Origin of the sequence: Pseudarthrobacter siccitolerans, from assembly GCF_030823375.1 — a bacterium.
Taxonomy (GTDB): domain Bacteria; phylum Actinomycetota; class Actinomycetes; order Actinomycetales; family Micrococcaceae; genus Arthrobacter; species Arthrobacter siccitolerans_A.
In genome coordinates, this window is the sequence record NZ_JAUSXB010000001.1 from 2,652,749 (window position 1) to 2,669,930 (window position 17,182).

The window sequence follows — 17,182 nt, forward strand, 5'->3', positions numbered from 1 at the left end:
GTCGTTCGTCCAGGCTGAACTGCTTGTCCGCCACCATAATGTCCACACGGTCGAGGCCGGCCACAAGGGCCCTGGCCTGTGCTTCCCATTTCGCCGCAGCAGCCGGGCCCCAGACCCTCTCTCACTTAACGCACCTTAAGCACCGACCCTCTCGCACCGGTGCGAGAGGGTGAGCGAAAAACGCGCATTAACTGAGAGAGCGTTGGGGGTCAGCGGGCGCGCTCCACCCGCTTCTCATCCCACACCGGCTCGTCCGATTCGTACACCTTGCCGTCGGATCCGAACACCAGGAAGCGGTCGAAGGTCCGGGCAAACCAGCGGTCGTGCGTCACCGCCAGGACGGTGCCTTCGAAGTGGTCGATGGCCCGTTCAAGGGCCTCGGCGGAGTGCAGGTCAAGGTTGTCCGTTGGTTCGTCGAGGAGCAGCAGCGTGGCGCCGCTCAGTTGCAGGAGCAGGATCTGGAACCGTGCCTGCTGCCCGCCGGACAGGGATTCGTACTTCTGCTCTGATTGCCCGGCCAGCCCGTATCCGTCCAGCGCGCCCGCTGCTGCCTCACGGCCCAGCCCGGACCGGTGTTCGTCGCCGCGGTGCAGGATTTCCAGGAGGGTCTTGCCCAGCAGGTCCGGCCGCACGTGCGTCTGGGCAAAGAAGCCCGGCCGGATACGGGCGCCGAGTTTCACCGTGCCCTCATGCGGCACTTCGGCGATTTCGACGTCGGACACGGGCACGTGCTCCCGCTCAGGATCGGTCCCTCCTGTGGCCAGCAGCCGGAGGAAGTGCGATTTGCCCGAGCCGTTGGACCCCAGGACGCCCACGCGGTCGCCGAACCATACTTCCGTGGAGAACGGCTTCATCAGGCCGGTTAGTTCCAGCTTCTCGGCAACGATGGCGCGCTTGGCGGTCCGGCCGCCCTTGAGCCGCATCTGCACGTTCTGCTCAATGGGCAGCGCTTCGGGCGGCCCGATCTCCAGGAATTTCGCCAGCCGGGTCTGGGCCGCGTGGTAGCGGTTGGCCATGTCGGAGCGGAACGCGGCCTTGTTTTTGTACATGTTGACGAGTTCCTTGAGCTTGACGTGCTCCTCGTCCCAGCGCTTGCGAAGTTCCTCGAAGCGGGCATTCCGGTCCGCCCGCGCCTCCACGTAGGAGCCGAAGCCGCCACCGTGGATCCAGGCTCCCGCCCCGTTGATGCCGGGCTCAAGCGTCACGATGCGGCCCGCGGCGTTGTTCAGCAGTTCCCGGTCGTGGCTGATGAAGAAGACAGTTTTTTTGGATTCATTCAGCTTGTCCTCAAGCCAGCGCTTGCCCGGCACGTCCAGGTAGTTGTCCGGTTCGTCGAGCAGCAGCAGGTCGTCAGGACCGGCAAAGAGCGCTTCGAGGACCAGCCTTTTCTGCTCGCCGCCGGAAAGGCTCGACGCCGGGCGGTGCTGGGCGCGGTCAAAGGGGAGTCCCAGCGCGGCCATGCAGACCTCGTCCCAGACGGTCTCGACGTCATAACCCCCGGCGTCCCCCCAGTCCACGATGGCCTGGGCATAGCGCATCTGGCTGGGCTCGTCGTCGTGCTCCACCATGGCCAGCTCGGCGTCGTCCACCTCTTGGGCTGCGGCGGCCAGGGCGGGCGGGGCCGCGGACACCAGCAGGTCACGGACGGTGGATCCATCGCGGACCTGGCCCACGAACTGCCGCATGATGCCCATGTTGCCCGACCGGCCGACCACGCCTTCATCGGCAGTCAGGTCGCCGGCGATAATCCTGAACAGCGTGGTTTTGCCCGTACCGTTGGGCCCGATGAGGGCCGTCTTGGTGCCGTCCGGAACCTTGAAGGTCACTCCGTTGAGCAGTTGGGTGCCGTCGGAGAGGAAGTAATCGATACCGGAAACGTCAATATGGGCCACGCAGTCCATCTTCCCACGGAGCATGCTCCCGGATTTTTAGCCGGCGGCGGTGAGGAACTTCTGCAGCAGCGGGCCGGAGGTTGTTGCGCCCAGGCCGCCGTCCTCCACAAACACAGCCACGGCAAGGTCGCCATGTACGGCCACGATCCAGGCGTGCGTCTTGGGCGGGTTCTCGTTGCCGAACTCGGCGGTGCCGGTCTTGGCCCCCACGGGTGCGCCGGGGACGCTGGCAAGGAAGCCGGCATGTCCGGATGTCACGACGGCACGCATCATGTCCGCCAGCTTCGTGGCTTCCTCAGGGGTAATGGGATTCCCGGAGGCCTGGGATGGTGCCTCAGCACTGGCCGTGGCAGAGGGCTGGGCTGCCGGAACAGAGGCTCCGCTGGTGGTTCCTTCGGCGGCAGCGCCGGCGTCGGGATTCAGCACAAGCTGCGGCGCTACCGGGGCGCCCTTGGCAACCGAGCCGGCCATCATGGCAGCGGCCAGAGGGGACAGCAGCACCTTGCCCTGGCCGATCATGGAGGCGGCGTGCTCGGTGCCGGCGGCCTCGCCGGGGACGGAGCCCAGGAAGGCATCCGCGCCGAGGGTCGGCGCTTCGACGGCGATCCCCATCGCCAGGGCTGCTGCCTCGAGCTGGCTCTGGGAGACGGTATCCCGCGCCGCGATAAAGGCCGTGTTGCACGAGTGTGCGAACGCATCGCGAAGCGCCACCGAACCCAGGGAGCTCTCCGGGTACCCCTCAGAGTTCTTGAAAGTCCGCCCGTCCACAGTCAAAGTGGGCGTGCACTCAACCTTCGAATCGGGGGTCAGGCCCTTCCGGAACATCGCCAGCGAGTCCACCATTTTGAAGATGGAACCCGGTGCGTACTGGCCCAGCATTGCTGTGTTGTAACCGTTGCTTCCCGGCCCTGAGGCCGCGGCCAGGACAGCCCCGGTGGAAGGACGCAGCGCCACAATCGCGGAGGCCGGTTTAACGCCTTCCAGTGTGGTCTCGGCCAGTGATTGCAGCGTAGGGTCCAGGGTGGTCTTCAGCGGCGTTCCGGGCGTGGGCTTCACTTCGAAGAGGACCCGGCGCGGATCCGTTGCGGCGGACTGGATCTGTTCCCTGGTCAGGTCAGCGCGCTGGGCACGGATGACGACGGCGTCCGTCCCCCTGAGCTGTTCGTCGTACTGTTGCTGCAGCCCGCCGATGCCCGTGACATCTCCCGCCGTCAGCTCACCTGCGGATCCTTCGATCTGCTCGGCCGTGGCCTCGCCGACGGAGCCGAGGACGGCGCGGGCAAAGGTGCGGGTGGGAGCCAGCGGCATGGAGGCGGGAATCGCACGCGCCCCGGGAATGGCTGCAATCTGCTCGTTCGTGATGGTGCGGCCTTCATCGCGCAGCGTTATGGCAGACACAAAAGCCTCGGCGCCGGCGGCCTGCACCTGCTGGCTGTAAGCTGCGGGATCCACCCCCACGAGGGCAGCGAGCTTGCCGGCGGAATCACCGGGATCCGCGGCCCCCAGTTGCGGCTTGTCGATGCCGACATTCACCACGGGGCGGTATGTCACCAGGGGCACATCGCCGGCACCCAGGATGTCCGCCCGCTGGGGTGACTGTGATCCCTTGGTCAGGATCTCGCTGTCCGCCAGGCCCGGTGCCAAGGTGGCAGGGTCCCAGACGGTCAGCCACTTGTCCCCGGACTTCTTGAACTTCGCGGACAGGGTGTACTTCCATTCGGCACCCCCGAAGTTCCAGGTGTAGTTCAGCGGTGCTGCGGCGTTGTCGCCGTCCAGGGTCAGCTCTCCGGCTTCAACGGCCGGCTTCTCGGGGTCGAGTGCGGCGAAAACGCTCTTCAGCTGATCATTCGCGGCTGCCGGATCTTTGCCATCGAAGGGCACCGAGCCCACATCCAGTCCGGAAACCGCAGTGGCGAACTGTTTAACGGCGGCTTCGGCGCCGCTCCTGCCGTCATCGCAGGCCACCAGCGATGTTCCAAGAATGACGGCAGCGATGCCCAAAGACAGTTTTGTAGATATCCCCATCGCGCCATTATCCCCCGGTTTTTGACTGCGGCTTGCCATTGCGGAGTGAGCGGGCCGGGCAGGGATTAGGCCGCGTCACGGGCCAGTGACGGGACTCCGAGGCCAAATATGTCCTGAAGGGCATATCTGGCGGCATGGTAGCCCGGCATGCCGGTGACGCCCGGACCGGGAGGTGTGGAGGAGGAGCAAAGGTAGACCCCGCGCAAGGGCGTCCGCCATGGCACCGGAGACACCACGGGCCGCTGGACAAGGTTCAGCATGTCCATGGTTCCGGCGCTGAAGTCCCCGCCCACGTAGTTCCGGTTGTACTCGGCCAGCCCTGCGGCCGTGATGGCCTTGGATTCCACCACCAGATCCCGGAAGCCCGGCGCAAACCGCTCCACCTGGGCGGTTACCGCTTCCGTCATGTCCCTCGTTGATCCGGCCGGTACGTGGCAGTAGGCCCAGAGGGTGTGGTGTCCCGCAGGGGCGCGGCTGGAGTCGAAGCGGGACTGCTGAGCCACCAGCACGTAGGGCCGTTCCGGGTGCCTGCCGGCACTGACTTCGTTCTCAGCGCGGGCAACCTCTGCCCGGGTGCCGCCCAGATGGACGGTTCCGGCGTTGGCCAGTTCCTGCGCAGTCCACGGCACCGGCCCGGACAGAATGAAGTCCACTTTGCATGAGCCGTTCCCGTACCTGAAGGACTCCAGCGCTCCCCGGTAGCGCACGGGAAGGGCGTGGCCCGCCATGTTCAGCAGCCCCTGCGGGGCCACGTTCAACAAGGTGGCACGTGCAGCGGGAAGGTCCTTGAGCCGGTCGATCGGCGCATTGGTGTGGATCACCCCGCCGTGGGCAGTAAGGTCCTGGGCCATGGCCGCAGCTATGGAAGCTGATCCGCCCTCAGGAATGGGCCACCCTCCGGCATGTCCCAGTGCCCCCAGCATCAACCCGGCGCCGGAAGCGGCGAGGGACGGCTGGTGGGAGATGGCATGGGCAGCAACGCCGGAGAGCAAGGCAGGCGCCAGCTCTTCCTTGAACCGGGCGTTCCACAGGCCCGATCCCTGTTCCAGGGTCCTGAGCCCGAAGATCCCCGCCGCCACGGGGTTGCGCGGGAGGCGGAGGAGTTGGTTCTGGGTGAAGTCCATGACGTCGTCGATGCGCCGGACAAGCGGTGCCATGAGCCGCCGGTAGGCGTCGCCGTCGCGGCCCAGCGCCTCAACTGTCCGGTCCAGAGACCGGTAGGCCAGGGCGGCCCTTCCACCGTCCAGGGGCGAGGCGTAGGACAGGTCGGGCGTGATGAGGTTGACCCGCCGAAAAAGTTCGAAGGCCTTGAAGAAGGGGGACGCTACTGCCATGGGATGCACGGCCGAGCAGACGTCGTGGAAGTGCCCGGGCTGTATCAGTTCACTGGTGCGGGTGCCCCCGCCGATCGTGGAGCCTGCCTCGAAGAGTTCCACCGACAGGCCCGCCCGTGCCATTACCACTGCGGCTGCCAGTCCGTTGGGTCCCGCACCCACCACCACAACGTCAGGCATTGGCCCCTGCTTTCCACGGGAGGACAGAGGAACCCCCGGGGCCCAACCGGAACCCGTCCGGTGCGCCGGCGAAAGCACCGCCATGGGGGTCGTCCAGGTGGTGCCGCCGGATGGGATCGTAGCGGGGGTTGTAGATGTCCCGCGTCACGCGCAGCATAAGGTAGCCCACCGCGGCCATGTGCGCAGCCACGGCCAGGACGTAGTACGGCATATCCAGGTTGTGCTGGGAAGAGCCTGCGCTGGTCACCTGTCCAAGGTACATCCACACCGCTGCCCAATGCAGGCCTTCGATGCCCTGCCAGATCAGGAAGTCCCGCCATCGCGGCCGTGCCAGTGCAAGCAGGGGGATCAGCCACACCACAAACTGCGGTGAGTAGACCTTGCCGGTGAGGATGAACGCCGCCACGATCAGGAAGGCCAGCTGGGCCAGGCGGGGCCGGCGCGGGGCCGTCAAGGCAACAGCCGCAATCGCCGCGCAGGACAACACAAAGAGGCCAGGGGACAAGAGGTCGACGGCGGCCGGGCTGAGTTCCGTCCACCGCACCCGGTCTGCAACGAGGTTGTAAGCGAACCAGGGCGAGCCGTACCCGGCATCGCGGTCGGCGCAGAACTGGAAAAAGTAGACCCAGCCGGCGGGGTTGGCCGCGGCGAAGGGGAGATTGGCGGCCAGCCAGGACGCAGCGGCTGCCCCCGCCGTGACCAGCAGGGGACGGAACCGTCCGGTGCGGAGGGCAAGGAGCAGGACGGCGCCCAGCGCCAGCAGCGGATAGAACTTCATGGCCGCGCCCAGTCCAATCAGGACACCGGCAAGGACCAGCCGTTGCCGCGAGAAGAAATACATGCCCAGGGCGAGCATGGCTACGGCCCACATGTCCCAGTTAATGGTCCCGGCCAGCACGATGCCCGGGGCCAGGGCCACCATGGCAGCATCCCATGGCCGACGGCCTGTCATCCGGGCTGTAGCCAGGACCGTCACGACGGTGACCGCCGCCAGCAGCGTGACGTTGATGTCGAAGTAGGCGAGCACCCTCGCATCCGATATGCCGCTCCCGGGGACCAGCCAGGCCGTCACCCCGGCAATCAGGGCGGTCAGGACGGGGTACTCGAACTGGCTTCCGGAACCGAGGACGGGAAACGTCCCCTCCGCCAGTCCCCGGTTCCGGAACAGATCGGGAAAGTCCGAATAACAGGTGGCATAGAACTGTGTGGGGGATTCCCAGCCATTGACCCGGCAATAACCCTTCACCAGGATCCCTGCCAGGGCAGACAGAACCGTCAGAAGGATCAGGACACGTTCAACGGTGAAGATCCCGGGCGAGACTATCCCCGGCGCGGAACGTGATCCAAGGGGCCCGCCGATGACTTCGGTGAAGTTGCGCAGGAGGACATCGCTGCGGCTGGGGACTACGAGGCGGGACCGCCCTCGATGCTCCGGCGGCTGGTTCTCCTGCATGCCATCGAGCTTACCGTCGCCCCGCCCGGGTGCTGGAAAGGACGGGACAAGGAGCCCACGCGCCGCCGCGTGGGCTCCTGTACCGCATCGAAATGCTTCATTGTTTTCTCCCGGACTCCGGCATGTGGGTCAGCGCAGGCCGCCCATTTGCTGGTGCATCAGGACGAAAACGTCTTCCCGCTGCTTCTCCAGCAATGGGCGGTTGAATTGGCCTCGGCTCCTGTGCCTTCCCCGTTTCGGAAGCAGGAGCTGTTGAAGTTTCTTTATCATGCGGTCACCTCCTTTCGAATTGCTGGGCCCGCAGAATGGGCGCGACAATTGAGCCCGCTTCGCACCGCACTTGGATGCGGATTTGGGCATAGGAATGCACGGTAATAGGCAGAATGGTTTATGCGCAGGGAATTATCACTAAAAGCCCAAGGCCGAAAGCCGCGAAAGTAATTAGCCAGGGCTAAAGAGACTTATCCCGCGATGAACGCAGTGGACGCAAGGGTACTGACACCTGTGCACACAACTGCCGCCGCGCCGCCGGTTTCAGTGCCGGCAGGAAAGGCGAAGGCTAGGAGCCGGAATTACCTCTAAACGGGCGCGCGAAAGCATCAGAGGCCTGGGGTGCGGTGATGGTCATCTTCCATCCGCTAGTCAAAGTAATCATTTTCCCAACCTCCTTTTCTGCTCTGCCGTTGCTCAATGCTGAGGCAACTGCGCCGTGACCCCGGCAAAAGGCTCTGGGGTCAGGAATAAAGCTACACCACGAATATGCTGGCTGGCTACCTAATTCGCGGTACTTTCCAAAAGATTTGGAAATGCTGCTTAAAGGCCCCAACGGACAATTGCCGGAGTCCTCTTGTCCCAGCCCAGGGTGCACACTTTCGCGGTGCCGAGAATAAAGTGCCTGCCTTCGGCGGGCGGAAGTTCAAGCCAGCGCGCCGTGAGGATCCGGGAGAAGTGCCCGTGGGCCACAACAAGCACGTTATCCATTCCCGATTCGAGCACGCGGCCGATGATTTTGTCCGCCCTCGCCGCCACCTCATCGAGCGTCTCACCGTTCGGCACGCCATGCGTCCAGATCAGGTAATCCGGGTTGTCCTTGCGGATCAGGTCCGAGCTGATCCCTTCGTAGTCACCGTAATTCCATTCGACAGCAAGCGGCTCGTGCTGGGCGTCAGGGAAGCCTGCGAGTTCGGCAGTACGCCGGGCCCGCCGCAAAGGCGATGTCAGCACCAGATCGAAGTCGACGGGATCCAGCACCTTCCGGGCCTCCACCGCCTGCTGTTCACCTTCCACCGTGAGGGGCAGGTCGGTGAGCCCGGTGTACTGCCCGCTCTTGGACCACTCGGTCTCGCCGTGGCGCAGGATCCAGAGCTGGGGGCGGGGGGCAAGGGCAGGATTGGTCACTTGGACTCCTTAGGGGAAGGGTCGACGGCGTCAGGAGAGCTTCCAGCCCCGGCTCCGGCAGGTGCCGATTCAGGCTGTTCGGCCCACCAGCGAAGGAGCCTGGCCTCAGCTTCCTCGACAGGCAGCGGTCCGTGTTCCATCCGCTCGTTGAGCAGGAACTTGTAGGCCCGGCCCACCACCGGACCCGGTTTGAGGCCCAGCAGGGCCATGATGCGGGCACCATCCAGGTCGGGGCGGACTGCATCCAGCGACTCCTGTTCGCGAAGGGCTGCGATCCGGTCTTCGAGGTCGTCGTAGGCGAAGGCAAGCCGTTCGGCCTTCCGCTGGTTGCGCGTGGTGACGTCGGAGCGGGTCAGCCGGTGCAGCCGTTCCAGCAGCGGCCCGGCGTCGGTGACATAGCGGCGGACCGCCGAATCGCTCCAGCCTGCCTCCCCGTAGCCGTAGAAGCGCATATGGAGTTCCACCAGGCGGGCCACCGCCTTGATGCTGTCATTGTCGAACCGCAGCTTCTTCATCCTCTTGGTGGTGAGCTTGGCGCCCACCATGTCGTGATGGCGGAAGCTCACCGCGCCGCCCGGTTCGAAGCGCCGCGTAGCCGGCTTGCCGACGTCGTGCATCAATGCTGCGAAACGCAGCACAAAGTCCGGCCCCGGCACAGGCCCCTCGGCGTCCGTTTCGAGCTCCGCCGCCTGCTCCAGCACCTGGAGCGAGTGCTGGTAAACGTCCTTATGGCGGTGGTGTTCATCCGCTTCAAGCCGCAGGGCGGAGACTTCCGGCAGCACGAATTCCGCCAGCCCGGTTTCCACCAGCAGGTCGATGCCCACCCGGGGGCGGGCCCCACAGATGAGCTTGACCAGTTCGTCCCGCACCCGCTCGGCGGAGATGATGGTGATCCGCTCGGCCATCTGCGTCATGGCCTGCCGCACGTCGTCGTGGACGGAGACGCCCAGCTGCGCCGCGAACCGGGCCGCCCGCATCATCCGCAGGGGATCGTCGGAGAAAGACGCCTCGGGGGCGCCGGGTGTGGCCAGGACGGAGGCGTGCAGGTGCTTTACGCCGCCGAACGGGTCCACCAGTTCCAGGGCCGGCAGTTTGAGGGCCATAGCGTTGATGGTGAAGTCCCGCCGGAGCAGGTCGTCAGTCAAGGAGGAACCGAAGGCCACCACAGGTTTCCGGGATTCAGGATCGTACGCCTCGGCCCGATAAGTGGTGATCTCGATCTGGAAGCCGGCCTTGCGCATACCGATGGTGCCGAACGCCCGCCCGATCTCCCAGTAGTTGTCCGCCCACCTCTTAATAAGGGCCACCGTCTGGTCCGGCGTGGCGTCCGTGGTGAAGTCCAGATCGGGGGACGTCCGGCCCAGGAAAAGGTCACGCACCGGACCGCCCACCAGCGACAGTTCATGGCCGGCGTCCACAAAGCGCTGGCCGAGCTCCAGGACCACCGGGTCCACCTGGAAATCGACGGTGTGGGATTCAGTCTTGTGATGTGCGTGCGCCATAGTTACTTAAGCTTGTCAGAAACCAGCGGCACCGCAGGCCAAAATACTGTCAAGATCGTGCTGATTGGGTCCGCTCCCGGCAAAGTGCGTCATATGCCGTCCATGTTGGTGTCATGTTCCGGTCATCACGAACGGGCAACAGTCGTTAGAGTGGACTCCATGGCCCATCCAGTACCGAGCGCTCCCGGCAGGAGGACGAACGCACCGTTGCCGTCGGCAATCGGTGCGCACGTTGCGCCTGCCCAGCATTCGGCGCCGGCTTCGCTGCCCACGGTTGAGGAAGTCTCCGCCGGCGGCGTCGTGGTGGACACGTCCGACGCCGAACTGAGGGTCGCGATCATCGCCCGCCTTAATCGCGGCGGACGTTTGGAATGGTGCCTGCCCAAGGGGCATCCGGAGGGCAAGGAAAACAACGAGCAGGCCGCGGTCCGTGAGATTGCCGAGGAAACCGGCATCGAAGGGGACATCCTCGCGCCGCTGGGAAGCATCGACTACTGGTTTACCGTCAGCGGCCACCGCGTCCACAAAACGGTTCATCACTACCTCCTCCGGGCCACGGGCGGCGAGCTCACCATCGAGAACGATCCGGACCAGGAAGCGGTGGACGTTGCCTGGGTTCCCATCCAGGAACTCGCCCGCAAGCTGTCCTTCCCCAATGAACGGCGCATCGCCGACCTGGCCCGGGAAGTCCTGCCCGAACACCTTTAGTACCGCACCGCCGGCCCCTGCCGTGCGGTAATAGGCTGCTGCGGGTGAGACGATGAACTCGATGTCAGCTTCCAACTTTCCTTCCGACAGGTCCAGCCGGCCCGACGACGCGGCGCCCGACGGCGTCCCACCGGAACCGGCCGCCCCGGACGTTGCCCAGCCAACCCCAGCAGGTGCGAGTGAAACCCGCTCCAGCGCCATCATGGCCGCGGGAACGCTGGTTTCGCGCTTCCTGGGCTTCGGCAAGACCTGGATGCTGGGCACGGCCCTGGGCCTCGGGTCCACGGTCAACGACACATTCATCAACGCCAACAACCTGCCCAACCTGATCTTCCTGCTGGTGGCCGGCGGCGTATTCAATGCCGTCCTGGTGCCGCAGATCATCAAGGCCAGCAAGGCTCCGGACAGGGGAGCGGATTACATCAGCCGGCTGCTGACGCTGGCTGTCCTGCTCCTGCTGGGGCTGACCGCCCTGGTGACCCTGGCAGCGCCGTGGGTCATCGAACTCACCACCCAGGGGTACTCGCCACAGCAGAAAGCGCTGGCAGTGGCTTTTGCCTTCTGGTGCCTGCCCCAGATCTTCTTCTACGGCCTCTACGCCCTCCTCACCCAGGTCCTCAACGCCAATGGCGCGTTCGGGCCTGCCATGTGGGCGCCCATCCTTAATAACGTGGTGGCCATCGCCGGGCTCGGCATGTTCATCTGGATTTTCAGCACCAACGAGATCAGTCCCCATACCCTGGACAACTGGGGTGCCACCCAGACCCTGTTCGTGGCCGGCTTCTCCACCATCGGGGTGGTGTCGCAGACCGCCATCCTGATGATCCCGGTGATCCGGCTGAAGCTGGGGCTCCGGCCGCGGTTCGGCTGGCGCGGCGTGGGACTGGGCCAGGCAGCCAAGCTGAGCGTCTGGACCCTGCTGACGGCCGCCGTCGGGCAGCTCGCCTTCCTGTACGTCATGCGCATCGCGACGATCCCCGGTGCGGAACGTATCCGCCTGAAGCAGGCGGGCGATCCCGCTGCGGAGATGCTGCCGGGCAACGCGGTGCTGGAGGTGGCCAGCCAGCTGTACCTGCTGCCGCACTCCATCATTGCCCTGTCCCTGGCCACCGTCCTGTTCAACCGGATGACCCGCGCGTCCCAGGACGGCAACCGGGCCGAACTGCGCGATGCCCTGTCGCACGGCTTGCGCACCATGGCCGTCGCCACAGTGTTCGGAGCCCTGGCACTGTTCGCCCTCGCAGGTCCACTGGGTATGTTTTTCTCCGGAGGCCTGCGCCAGGACGGGGTGATGCTGGCACAGACCTTGACCATCCTCGCGCTCAGCACCCCGTTCATGAGCGCCAACTTCATGATGTCGCGGGTGTTCTATGCCAATGAGGATGCGCGCACCCCGTTCTATGTCCAACTGCTGCTGGCCGTTGTATACGTGGCCGGGGCATTTGCCATCCAGTTCCTGCCCGTCAACCAAATCATTTACGCCATCGCTGTCCTCTATATGGTGGGCAACATCCTGTCGGTGGTCATCAGCGCGTTCTTCCTGCGCCGGCTCCTGGGCCACCTGGACGGGCCGCGGATCGCCAACTCCTACATCCGCATGGGCTACGCAGCGCTCGGTTCCGCCATCGCGGGCGCGGGCGCACTCTGGCTCATGGGCAGCTACAGTCCGGACGGTTTCGCCTGGCAAAACCGGCTGACGGCGCTGATCACGGTTGTCGTGGTGGGCCCCGTCATGCTGGTGGTCTACTTCTTCCTGCTCAAGTTGTTCCGGGTGTCTGAACTGCGGGACCTCCTCCGGCCCCTGATGGGACGGTTGGGGCGCGGGGGACCCGCCGCGCCTTCCACGGAAGGTGGGGCGCCGCCGTCGGACTCTTCACCCGGTGGGCCCTCCGGCGACGACCGGCCACCTGCGCCGGAACGCGCCACCACCTCTGTGGATACAGGCCTCATTCCCCGGATTTCCGGGGAGTTCGATGCCGTCTCCTTCCGTGCAGGTCCTGCCCCGCAGGAGTCCCCGCAGCGGCGTTCCGATGGCGGCACCGGCCAGTCCGACGGCGGGTACCTCCCCGCCGAGGACCAGCCCAGTACCGCGAGGGGCGGCGTACTGCGTGAGCAGGTGCCGCTGCCCGGCCGGCGGACCTTCCAGGGGAAGGCCGGGGAGAACCCGTATTTCAAGCCGCGGCGGCCACGAAAAAAGTGATGCTGCGGCGCTCTGCCGCTGCCTTCGTCCACGGTGCGCCGGGCTCAATCGGCTAGGATCGAAAGGGAACAGGGGTAGTTGCATTCAAGGGTCGCCTCGCGCCGGCCCCTGAACGGTGGTTGCGTCATCCAAGCCGGCAATACCGGACAGTCTAGGAGGAACACGTGTCCAACCCGATCGATGTCGGATCAGTACTGGGCGGCCGCTACAAGGTCACAGCCACCGTATTGGCCTCGCACGACCACGATCTGGTGCTGGATGGTGTGGACCAGGTACTCAACCGGCCGGTCAGCATCCTTGTTGCCGGACCCAATAACACAGAGCAGGTTGCCCAGAGCGCCCGCGAGGTTGCCACCGGGGAGCGCCCCGGCAACGTCCAGGTACTGGACCTTGGCGTCACCGCAGCGGCAACGTATCTCATCACCAACCACACGTCCGCCGCGGACCTGCTGGATCTCGTCGTGGCCTCGAACCCTCCGTATGTGGAGCCGTTCTTCACGGACACCCTGGGCAGCGAAATTTTTGGCCAGGCCCGGTCCCATGAACCCGAACCTTACGACGACGAAGATGAGAACGTCGACGCCGGCTACATCAGTTACTCCGACACGCATCCCAGCCAGGTTAATCCTTACCGCAGCGCGCCCGTTGTGCCGCCCAGGCCGCCGGCACGCCCCGCGGCGACGCCCGCGGCGACGCCCGCGGCCGGACGCAAGCCCTCTGGTGCCTCCGCTCTGGGTGGCGCCGCCGGTGCCGCCGCTTTGAGTGGGTCGGAGCGCCCCGGTAACCCGTCGCCGCAGTCTGAAGAGCCGGCGACTGCCAGTTTCGACTCCAGCCCGAAGAGCCAGGAGGCGGCGCCTGCGTCCGGGAAGCCGAAGGTCTCCCTGTGGTCCGAGGACGACTATGCCAATTCCGGTGACCAGGGCCGGTATGAAGATGTTCCGGTGGAAGAAGAACCACGGCCCGCCAAGAAAAAATCTTCCGTCTTTGCTCGGCCAGCAGCCGCCGGCGCTGCTTCAGGCGGCGTATCGGGTGCCTCCTACGGCGGCCAGGACGGCTACGATGACGACGACCAGGATGCCCCGGAACGTGAACCACGCTCCATGCGCTGGCTGGTGGGCGGTCTCCTGGCAGTGGTCCTGATTGCCGGCCTCGTATTCGCTGTGACCAATCTTGGCAGCCTGTTCTCTTCCCAGCCCCAGGCCAACCCGACTGCTGCCGCCCCGAACAGCAGCGCCCCCGAAGGGTCCCCTGCAGCGACCCAGGCGACTCCTTCCGCGCCGCCCGCTGTCCCGCCCGCCATTGAGGGGGTCAGCCGCCAGGGTGACTTCGACTTTGCCGCCACATTCGACGGTGACCTGGTGAAGGCCTACGACGGCAACGCTGCCAGCTACTGGTCGGACATGGAATTTGCTAGCGAAAACTGGGGCGGACTCGCGCCCCAGGGTGTGCCGCTGGTGGTGAAGCTGAAGACTCCCGCCACCGTCTCGTCGATCACGCTGTCACAGCTGGGCGGCTCCGGTGGAAACATCACGGTCTACACCAACGATCGGCCCTCCATGGACGGGGCCAAGGCAGTGGGAACAAACAGCTTCACGTCCACGGACCTGAACATCCCGCTGGCAGAGCCCGTGCGGGCGCAGTACGTGATCGTTTCGATCAACGCGCTTCCGCGGCTGGCCGCTCCCAAGACCCGTTATGGTTACGGACTCCGGCTGGCAGAAATCAAGGTCCAGTAGCTTCAGATGCACCGGTGGTGTGTCTTGAGGCCCATCCGGTGAAGTGCCGCCGACCAGGCTGACTGGTCGGCGGCACTTGCCTTTGCCCCGGGACGGTAGTCTGGAAAGAGCGCCTAACGGAGGTGGCCTAGTGCTGCCTGCCGGTTTTCCGCTCTGGTGGGCGCCGGAATATTCAGCCAGCAGTATCAGTTGTGCCATGTGGCCGGCCTCCAAGGCGGGCGCGTCTAATAAGGAAGAGGTTCACCGTCCAGTGACCATCGCAGAGAACACCGCGTCGGACGTACGTGATGTCATCATCGTCGGCTCAGGCCCGGCTGGTTACACGGCAGCTGTCTACACTGCCCGCGCCAACCTGAAGCCCCTGATGCTGGCAGGTTCCGTCACAGCCGGCGGTGAACTGATGAACACCACCGATGTGGAGAACTTCCCGGGATTTCCGGAAGGCATCATGGGACCGGACCTCATGGAGAACTTCGAGAAGCAGGCAGCACGCTTCGGCACGGAGATCCAGTTCGAAGACGTCACGTCCCTTCAGCTCGAAGGACCGGTCAAGAAGGTCACCATCGCCACGGGTGAGACTTTCCAGGCGAAGGCCGTGATTCTCTCCACCGGTTCTGCGTACCGCGAGCTTGGCCTACCCAATGAGAAGCGGCTTTCAGGACACGGCGTCAGCTGGTGTGCAACCTGCGATGGTTTCTTTTTCAAGGACCAGGACATTGCAGTTATTGGTGGGGGAGACTCCGCCATGGAAGAGGCGCTGTTCCTGACCAAGTTCGCGAAATCCGTAACGGTTGTTCACCGCCGTGATTCCCTGAAGGCATCCAAGATCATGGCCGATCGGGCGCTGGCGCACGAGAAGATCAGCTTCATCTGGAACAGCACGGTTGATGACGTGGTCGGTGCAGACAAGGTCAGCGGCTTGAAGTTGAAGAACCTTGTTGACGGTTCAGTTTCCGATCTCGCGGTCACGGGAGTTTTCGTGGCCATCGGTAACGATCCGCGCACCGACCTGGTCAAGGACATCCTTGAGCTGACGCCCGAGGGCACCATCGCCGTCCAGGGGAGGAGTTCCAGGACGAGCCTGCCAGGTGTCTTTGCCGCCGGCGACGTCGTGGATCCGACCTATCGCCAGGCCATCACTGCGTCGGGTTCGGGCTGTGTAGCAGCCATCGACGTGGAGCACTACCTCGCAGACCTGCACCTATAAGCCCCCCTTTAGCGACATCGAAGAGAGAGACAAGGTTATGAGCAACGCAAAAGATGTAACAGACGCAAGTTTCGGCACGGACGTACTGTCCTCTGACAAGCCGGTTATCGTTGATTTCTGGGCAGAATGGTGCGGTCCCTGCCGCAAGCTCGGTCCTATCCTCGACGAGATCTCAGTTGAGTACAGCGAGAAGGTTGATGTCGTAAAACTGAATGTTGACGACAACCCTGCCATTGCAGCTGAGTACGGCATCACCTCTATTCCCGCGGTTTACCTGTTCCAAGGTGGCGAAGTGAAGAGCACCGTTATTGGCGCGAAGCCGAAGCAGTTTTTCGAGAAGGAATTTGCTGACGTCCTGTCCTAGCGGGCGGATGTTGTTGGAGGTCGAGCAACCATAAGAGGTGGCCACCGCTCTACGAGCGGTGGCCCCTTTTTGTTTGCCCTCGATGGTGAAGGTAGCGTTTCACGTGAAACAGGGCAGGACTCCCTATCGTGCTGACGAGAAGGATGTTGTGTGCTGCTTAGCGATGTTCCTGGCCAAACGGCGCGGGCAAAATGGGGCATCTGCACATCAGAAGGTGGCTCTTTCAAGGCTCGGAGTCTTTCTGTGTCGGGGATGGCTATTTCCAGTTCTCCTAGGTCGCCCGCCTGCGGCGTTCGACAAAGACGGTGCGCCAGATCGAGGTCCTAACGTTCGCTCACTGGTCGCGCCAGAAACGGCGAAATTCGATGCCCGACGTCATTTCGTCCTCTCGGGGGTCGGGTACCCGGGAGCCAGAGTCTGCGGGACAAAGCCGGCTTTCGCGGGGGTCCGCCCGCACCGCCATAGCATCATGCGTGAAAGTTCCGCTATTTGCAATGCGGGAGTCGGCATCGCATTGCGTAGGTCCTCGCCAAAAGGGCCGTACTCATCCATATGCGGCTGAAGCGGATGGATAACCCGGTTTAGTGATCGCTAAAGTTCGATCGGCAGTAGAGCACGAAATGGCGGAGGCCCTATTACCTGGATGACATCTGCTTAGCTACGACTTGTTTCACGTGAAACAGAAGGGCGGCTGCCTGCACGAATGCAGTTGTTGGGCCGCGAGGATGAAGAGATCCGTTGCCTCCCATTACCGAGGCACAGCCTTGTGGGTTCGCCCGCTACGGATGTATCCACACCCCAGGCACGGAGATCTGCCCCTCTGAGAAGGTCGGTGGATATTGCCCGGGAGGTAATCCGGCGAGAACTCATCATTTCTACAGTCAGCCCGCACCAACTGACAACGGAGCCAACCGCGACTGCCGCTGGCATATGACGGGCCCCCCATCCATAGTCGTCGACGCATGTTGGACTACAGGTCTCAGGGCTCCTTCCGACCAAGGCGCCATAAGACTTTCCGAGAATGGGACGTTTAGAAGCGGACAGGCCGATAGTTCCACTGGCTGCGGTGTCTGCTCACCAGGAGGGACCATCAGGGCCAGGGGAGGCACTGTCAGCGTTCACCGACAAAGAGGGAAGGTCCGAACAGGACAGACGTCCGGGCAGCTCATCAGCGTCGGAGTAG

11 protein-coding genes are annotated in these 17,182 nt (G+C 64.3%); 5 read left to right on the top strand and 6 right to left on the bottom strand.

The annotated features are described in order from the left end of the window. Positions 1-209: 209 nt before the first annotated feature. The 6 genes from QFZ36_RS12380 to QFZ36_RS12405 form a co-directional block, all read right to left on the bottom strand. Positions 210-1,892, bottom strand: a complete 1,683-nt coding sequence (locus QFZ36_RS12380) for an ABC-F family ATP-binding cassette domain-containing protein (protein WP_306636840.1) — start codon at positions 1,890-1,892, stop codon at positions 210-212. 36 nt (positions 1,893-1,928) lie between these two features. After that, positions 1,929-3,917, bottom strand: coding sequence for a penicillin-binding transpeptidase domain-containing protein (locus QFZ36_RS12385; RefSeq protein ID WP_306636841.1), 1,989 nt, complete (start codon positions 3,915-3,917; stop codon positions 1,929-1,931). A gap of 65 nt (positions 3,918-3,982) precedes the next feature. Then, the gene (locus tag QFZ36_RS12390) at positions 3,983-5,431 is read right to left on the bottom strand and encodes a phytoene desaturase family protein (RefSeq protein WP_306636842.1); all 1,449 of its coding nucleotides are present in this window, start codon (positions 5,429-5,431) and stop codon (positions 3,983-3,985) included. Further along, positions 5,424-6,884: a glycosyltransferase family 87 protein gene (locus tag QFZ36_RS12395; protein ID WP_306636843.1), complete on the bottom strand. Its 1,461-nt coding sequence runs from the start codon at positions 6,882-6,884 to the stop codon at positions 5,424-5,426. The genes QFZ36_RS12390 and QFZ36_RS12395 overlap by 8 nt, the downstream gene beginning before the upstream one ends. Before the next feature lie 813 nt (positions 6,885-7,697). Then, on the bottom strand, positions 7,698-8,282 hold the full coding sequence (locus QFZ36_RS12400; protein WP_306636844.1) for a histidine phosphatase family protein: 585 nt from the start codon (positions 8,280-8,282) through the stop codon (positions 7,698-7,700). Continuing rightward, positions 8,279-9,784 (bottom strand): CCA tRNA nucleotidyltransferase, encoded by a 1,506-nt coding sequence (locus tag QFZ36_RS12405; protein ID WP_306636845.1) that lies wholly within the window; start codon positions 9,782-9,784, stop codon positions 8,279-8,281. The genes QFZ36_RS12400 and QFZ36_RS12405 overlap by 4 nt, the downstream gene beginning before the upstream one ends. A 207-nt stretch (positions 9,785-9,991) precedes the next feature. Here QFZ36_RS12405 and QFZ36_RS12410 point away from each other — a divergent pair, with 207 nt between their 5' ends. The 5 genes from QFZ36_RS12410 (at position 9,992) to trxA (ending at position 15,999) form a co-directional block, all read left to right on the top strand. After that, positions 9,992-10,492, top strand: a complete 501-nt coding sequence (locus tag QFZ36_RS12410) for an NUDIX hydrolase (RefSeq protein ID WP_050057127.1) — start codon at positions 9,992-9,994, stop codon at positions 10,490-10,492. A gap of 61 nt (positions 10,493-10,553) precedes the next feature. After that, positions 10,554-12,692 (top strand): murein biosynthesis integral membrane protein MurJ, encoded by a 2,139-nt coding sequence (gene murJ / locus QFZ36_RS12415; protein WP_306636847.1) that lies wholly within the window; start codon positions 10,554-10,556, stop codon positions 12,690-12,692. Between the two features lie 164 nt (positions 12,693-12,856). Continuing rightward, on the top strand, positions 12,857-14,428 hold the full coding sequence (locus tag QFZ36_RS12420) for an ABC transporter substrate-binding protein (protein ID WP_306636849.1): 1,572 nt from the start codon (positions 12,857-12,859) through the stop codon (positions 14,426-14,428). A gap of 250 nt (positions 14,429-14,678) precedes the next feature. Next, positions 14,679-15,635 (top strand): thioredoxin-disulfide reductase, encoded by a 957-nt coding sequence (gene trxB / locus QFZ36_RS12425; protein WP_306636850.1) that lies wholly within the window; start codon positions 14,679-14,681, stop codon positions 15,633-15,635. Between the two features lie 37 nt (positions 15,636-15,672). Continuing rightward, positions 15,673-15,999, top strand: a complete 327-nt coding sequence (gene trxA / locus QFZ36_RS12430; RefSeq protein ID WP_091419383.1) for a thioredoxin — start codon at positions 15,673-15,675, stop codon at positions 15,997-15,999. Positions 16,000-17,182: the final 1,183 nt, after the last annotated feature.

Excerpts from the sequence above, each read along its gene's own strand:
- QFZ36_RS12385 (WP_306636841.1), bottom strand. The coding sequence starts at position 3,917 with ATGGGGATATCTACAAAACTGTCTTTGGGCATCGCTGCCGTCATTCTT.
- trxA (WP_091419383.1), top strand. The coding sequence starts at position 15,673 with ATGAGCAACGCAAAAGATGTAACAGACGCAAGTTTCGGCACGGACGTA.
- murJ (WP_306636847.1), top strand. The coding sequence starts at position 10,554 with ATGTCAGCTTCCAACTTTCCTTCCGACAGGTCCAGCCGGCCCGACGAC.
- QFZ36_RS12405 (WP_306636845.1), bottom strand. The coding sequence starts at position 9,784 with ATGGCGCACGCACATCACAAGACTGAATCCCACACCGTCGATTTCCAG.
- QFZ36_RS12390 (WP_306636842.1), bottom strand. The coding sequence starts at position 5,431 with ATGCCTGACGTTGTGGTGGTGGGTGCGGGACCCAACGGACTGGCAGCC.
- QFZ36_RS12395 (WP_306636843.1), bottom strand. The coding sequence starts at position 6,884 with ATGCAGGAGAACCAGCCGCCGGAGCATCGAGGGCGGTCCCGCCTCGTA.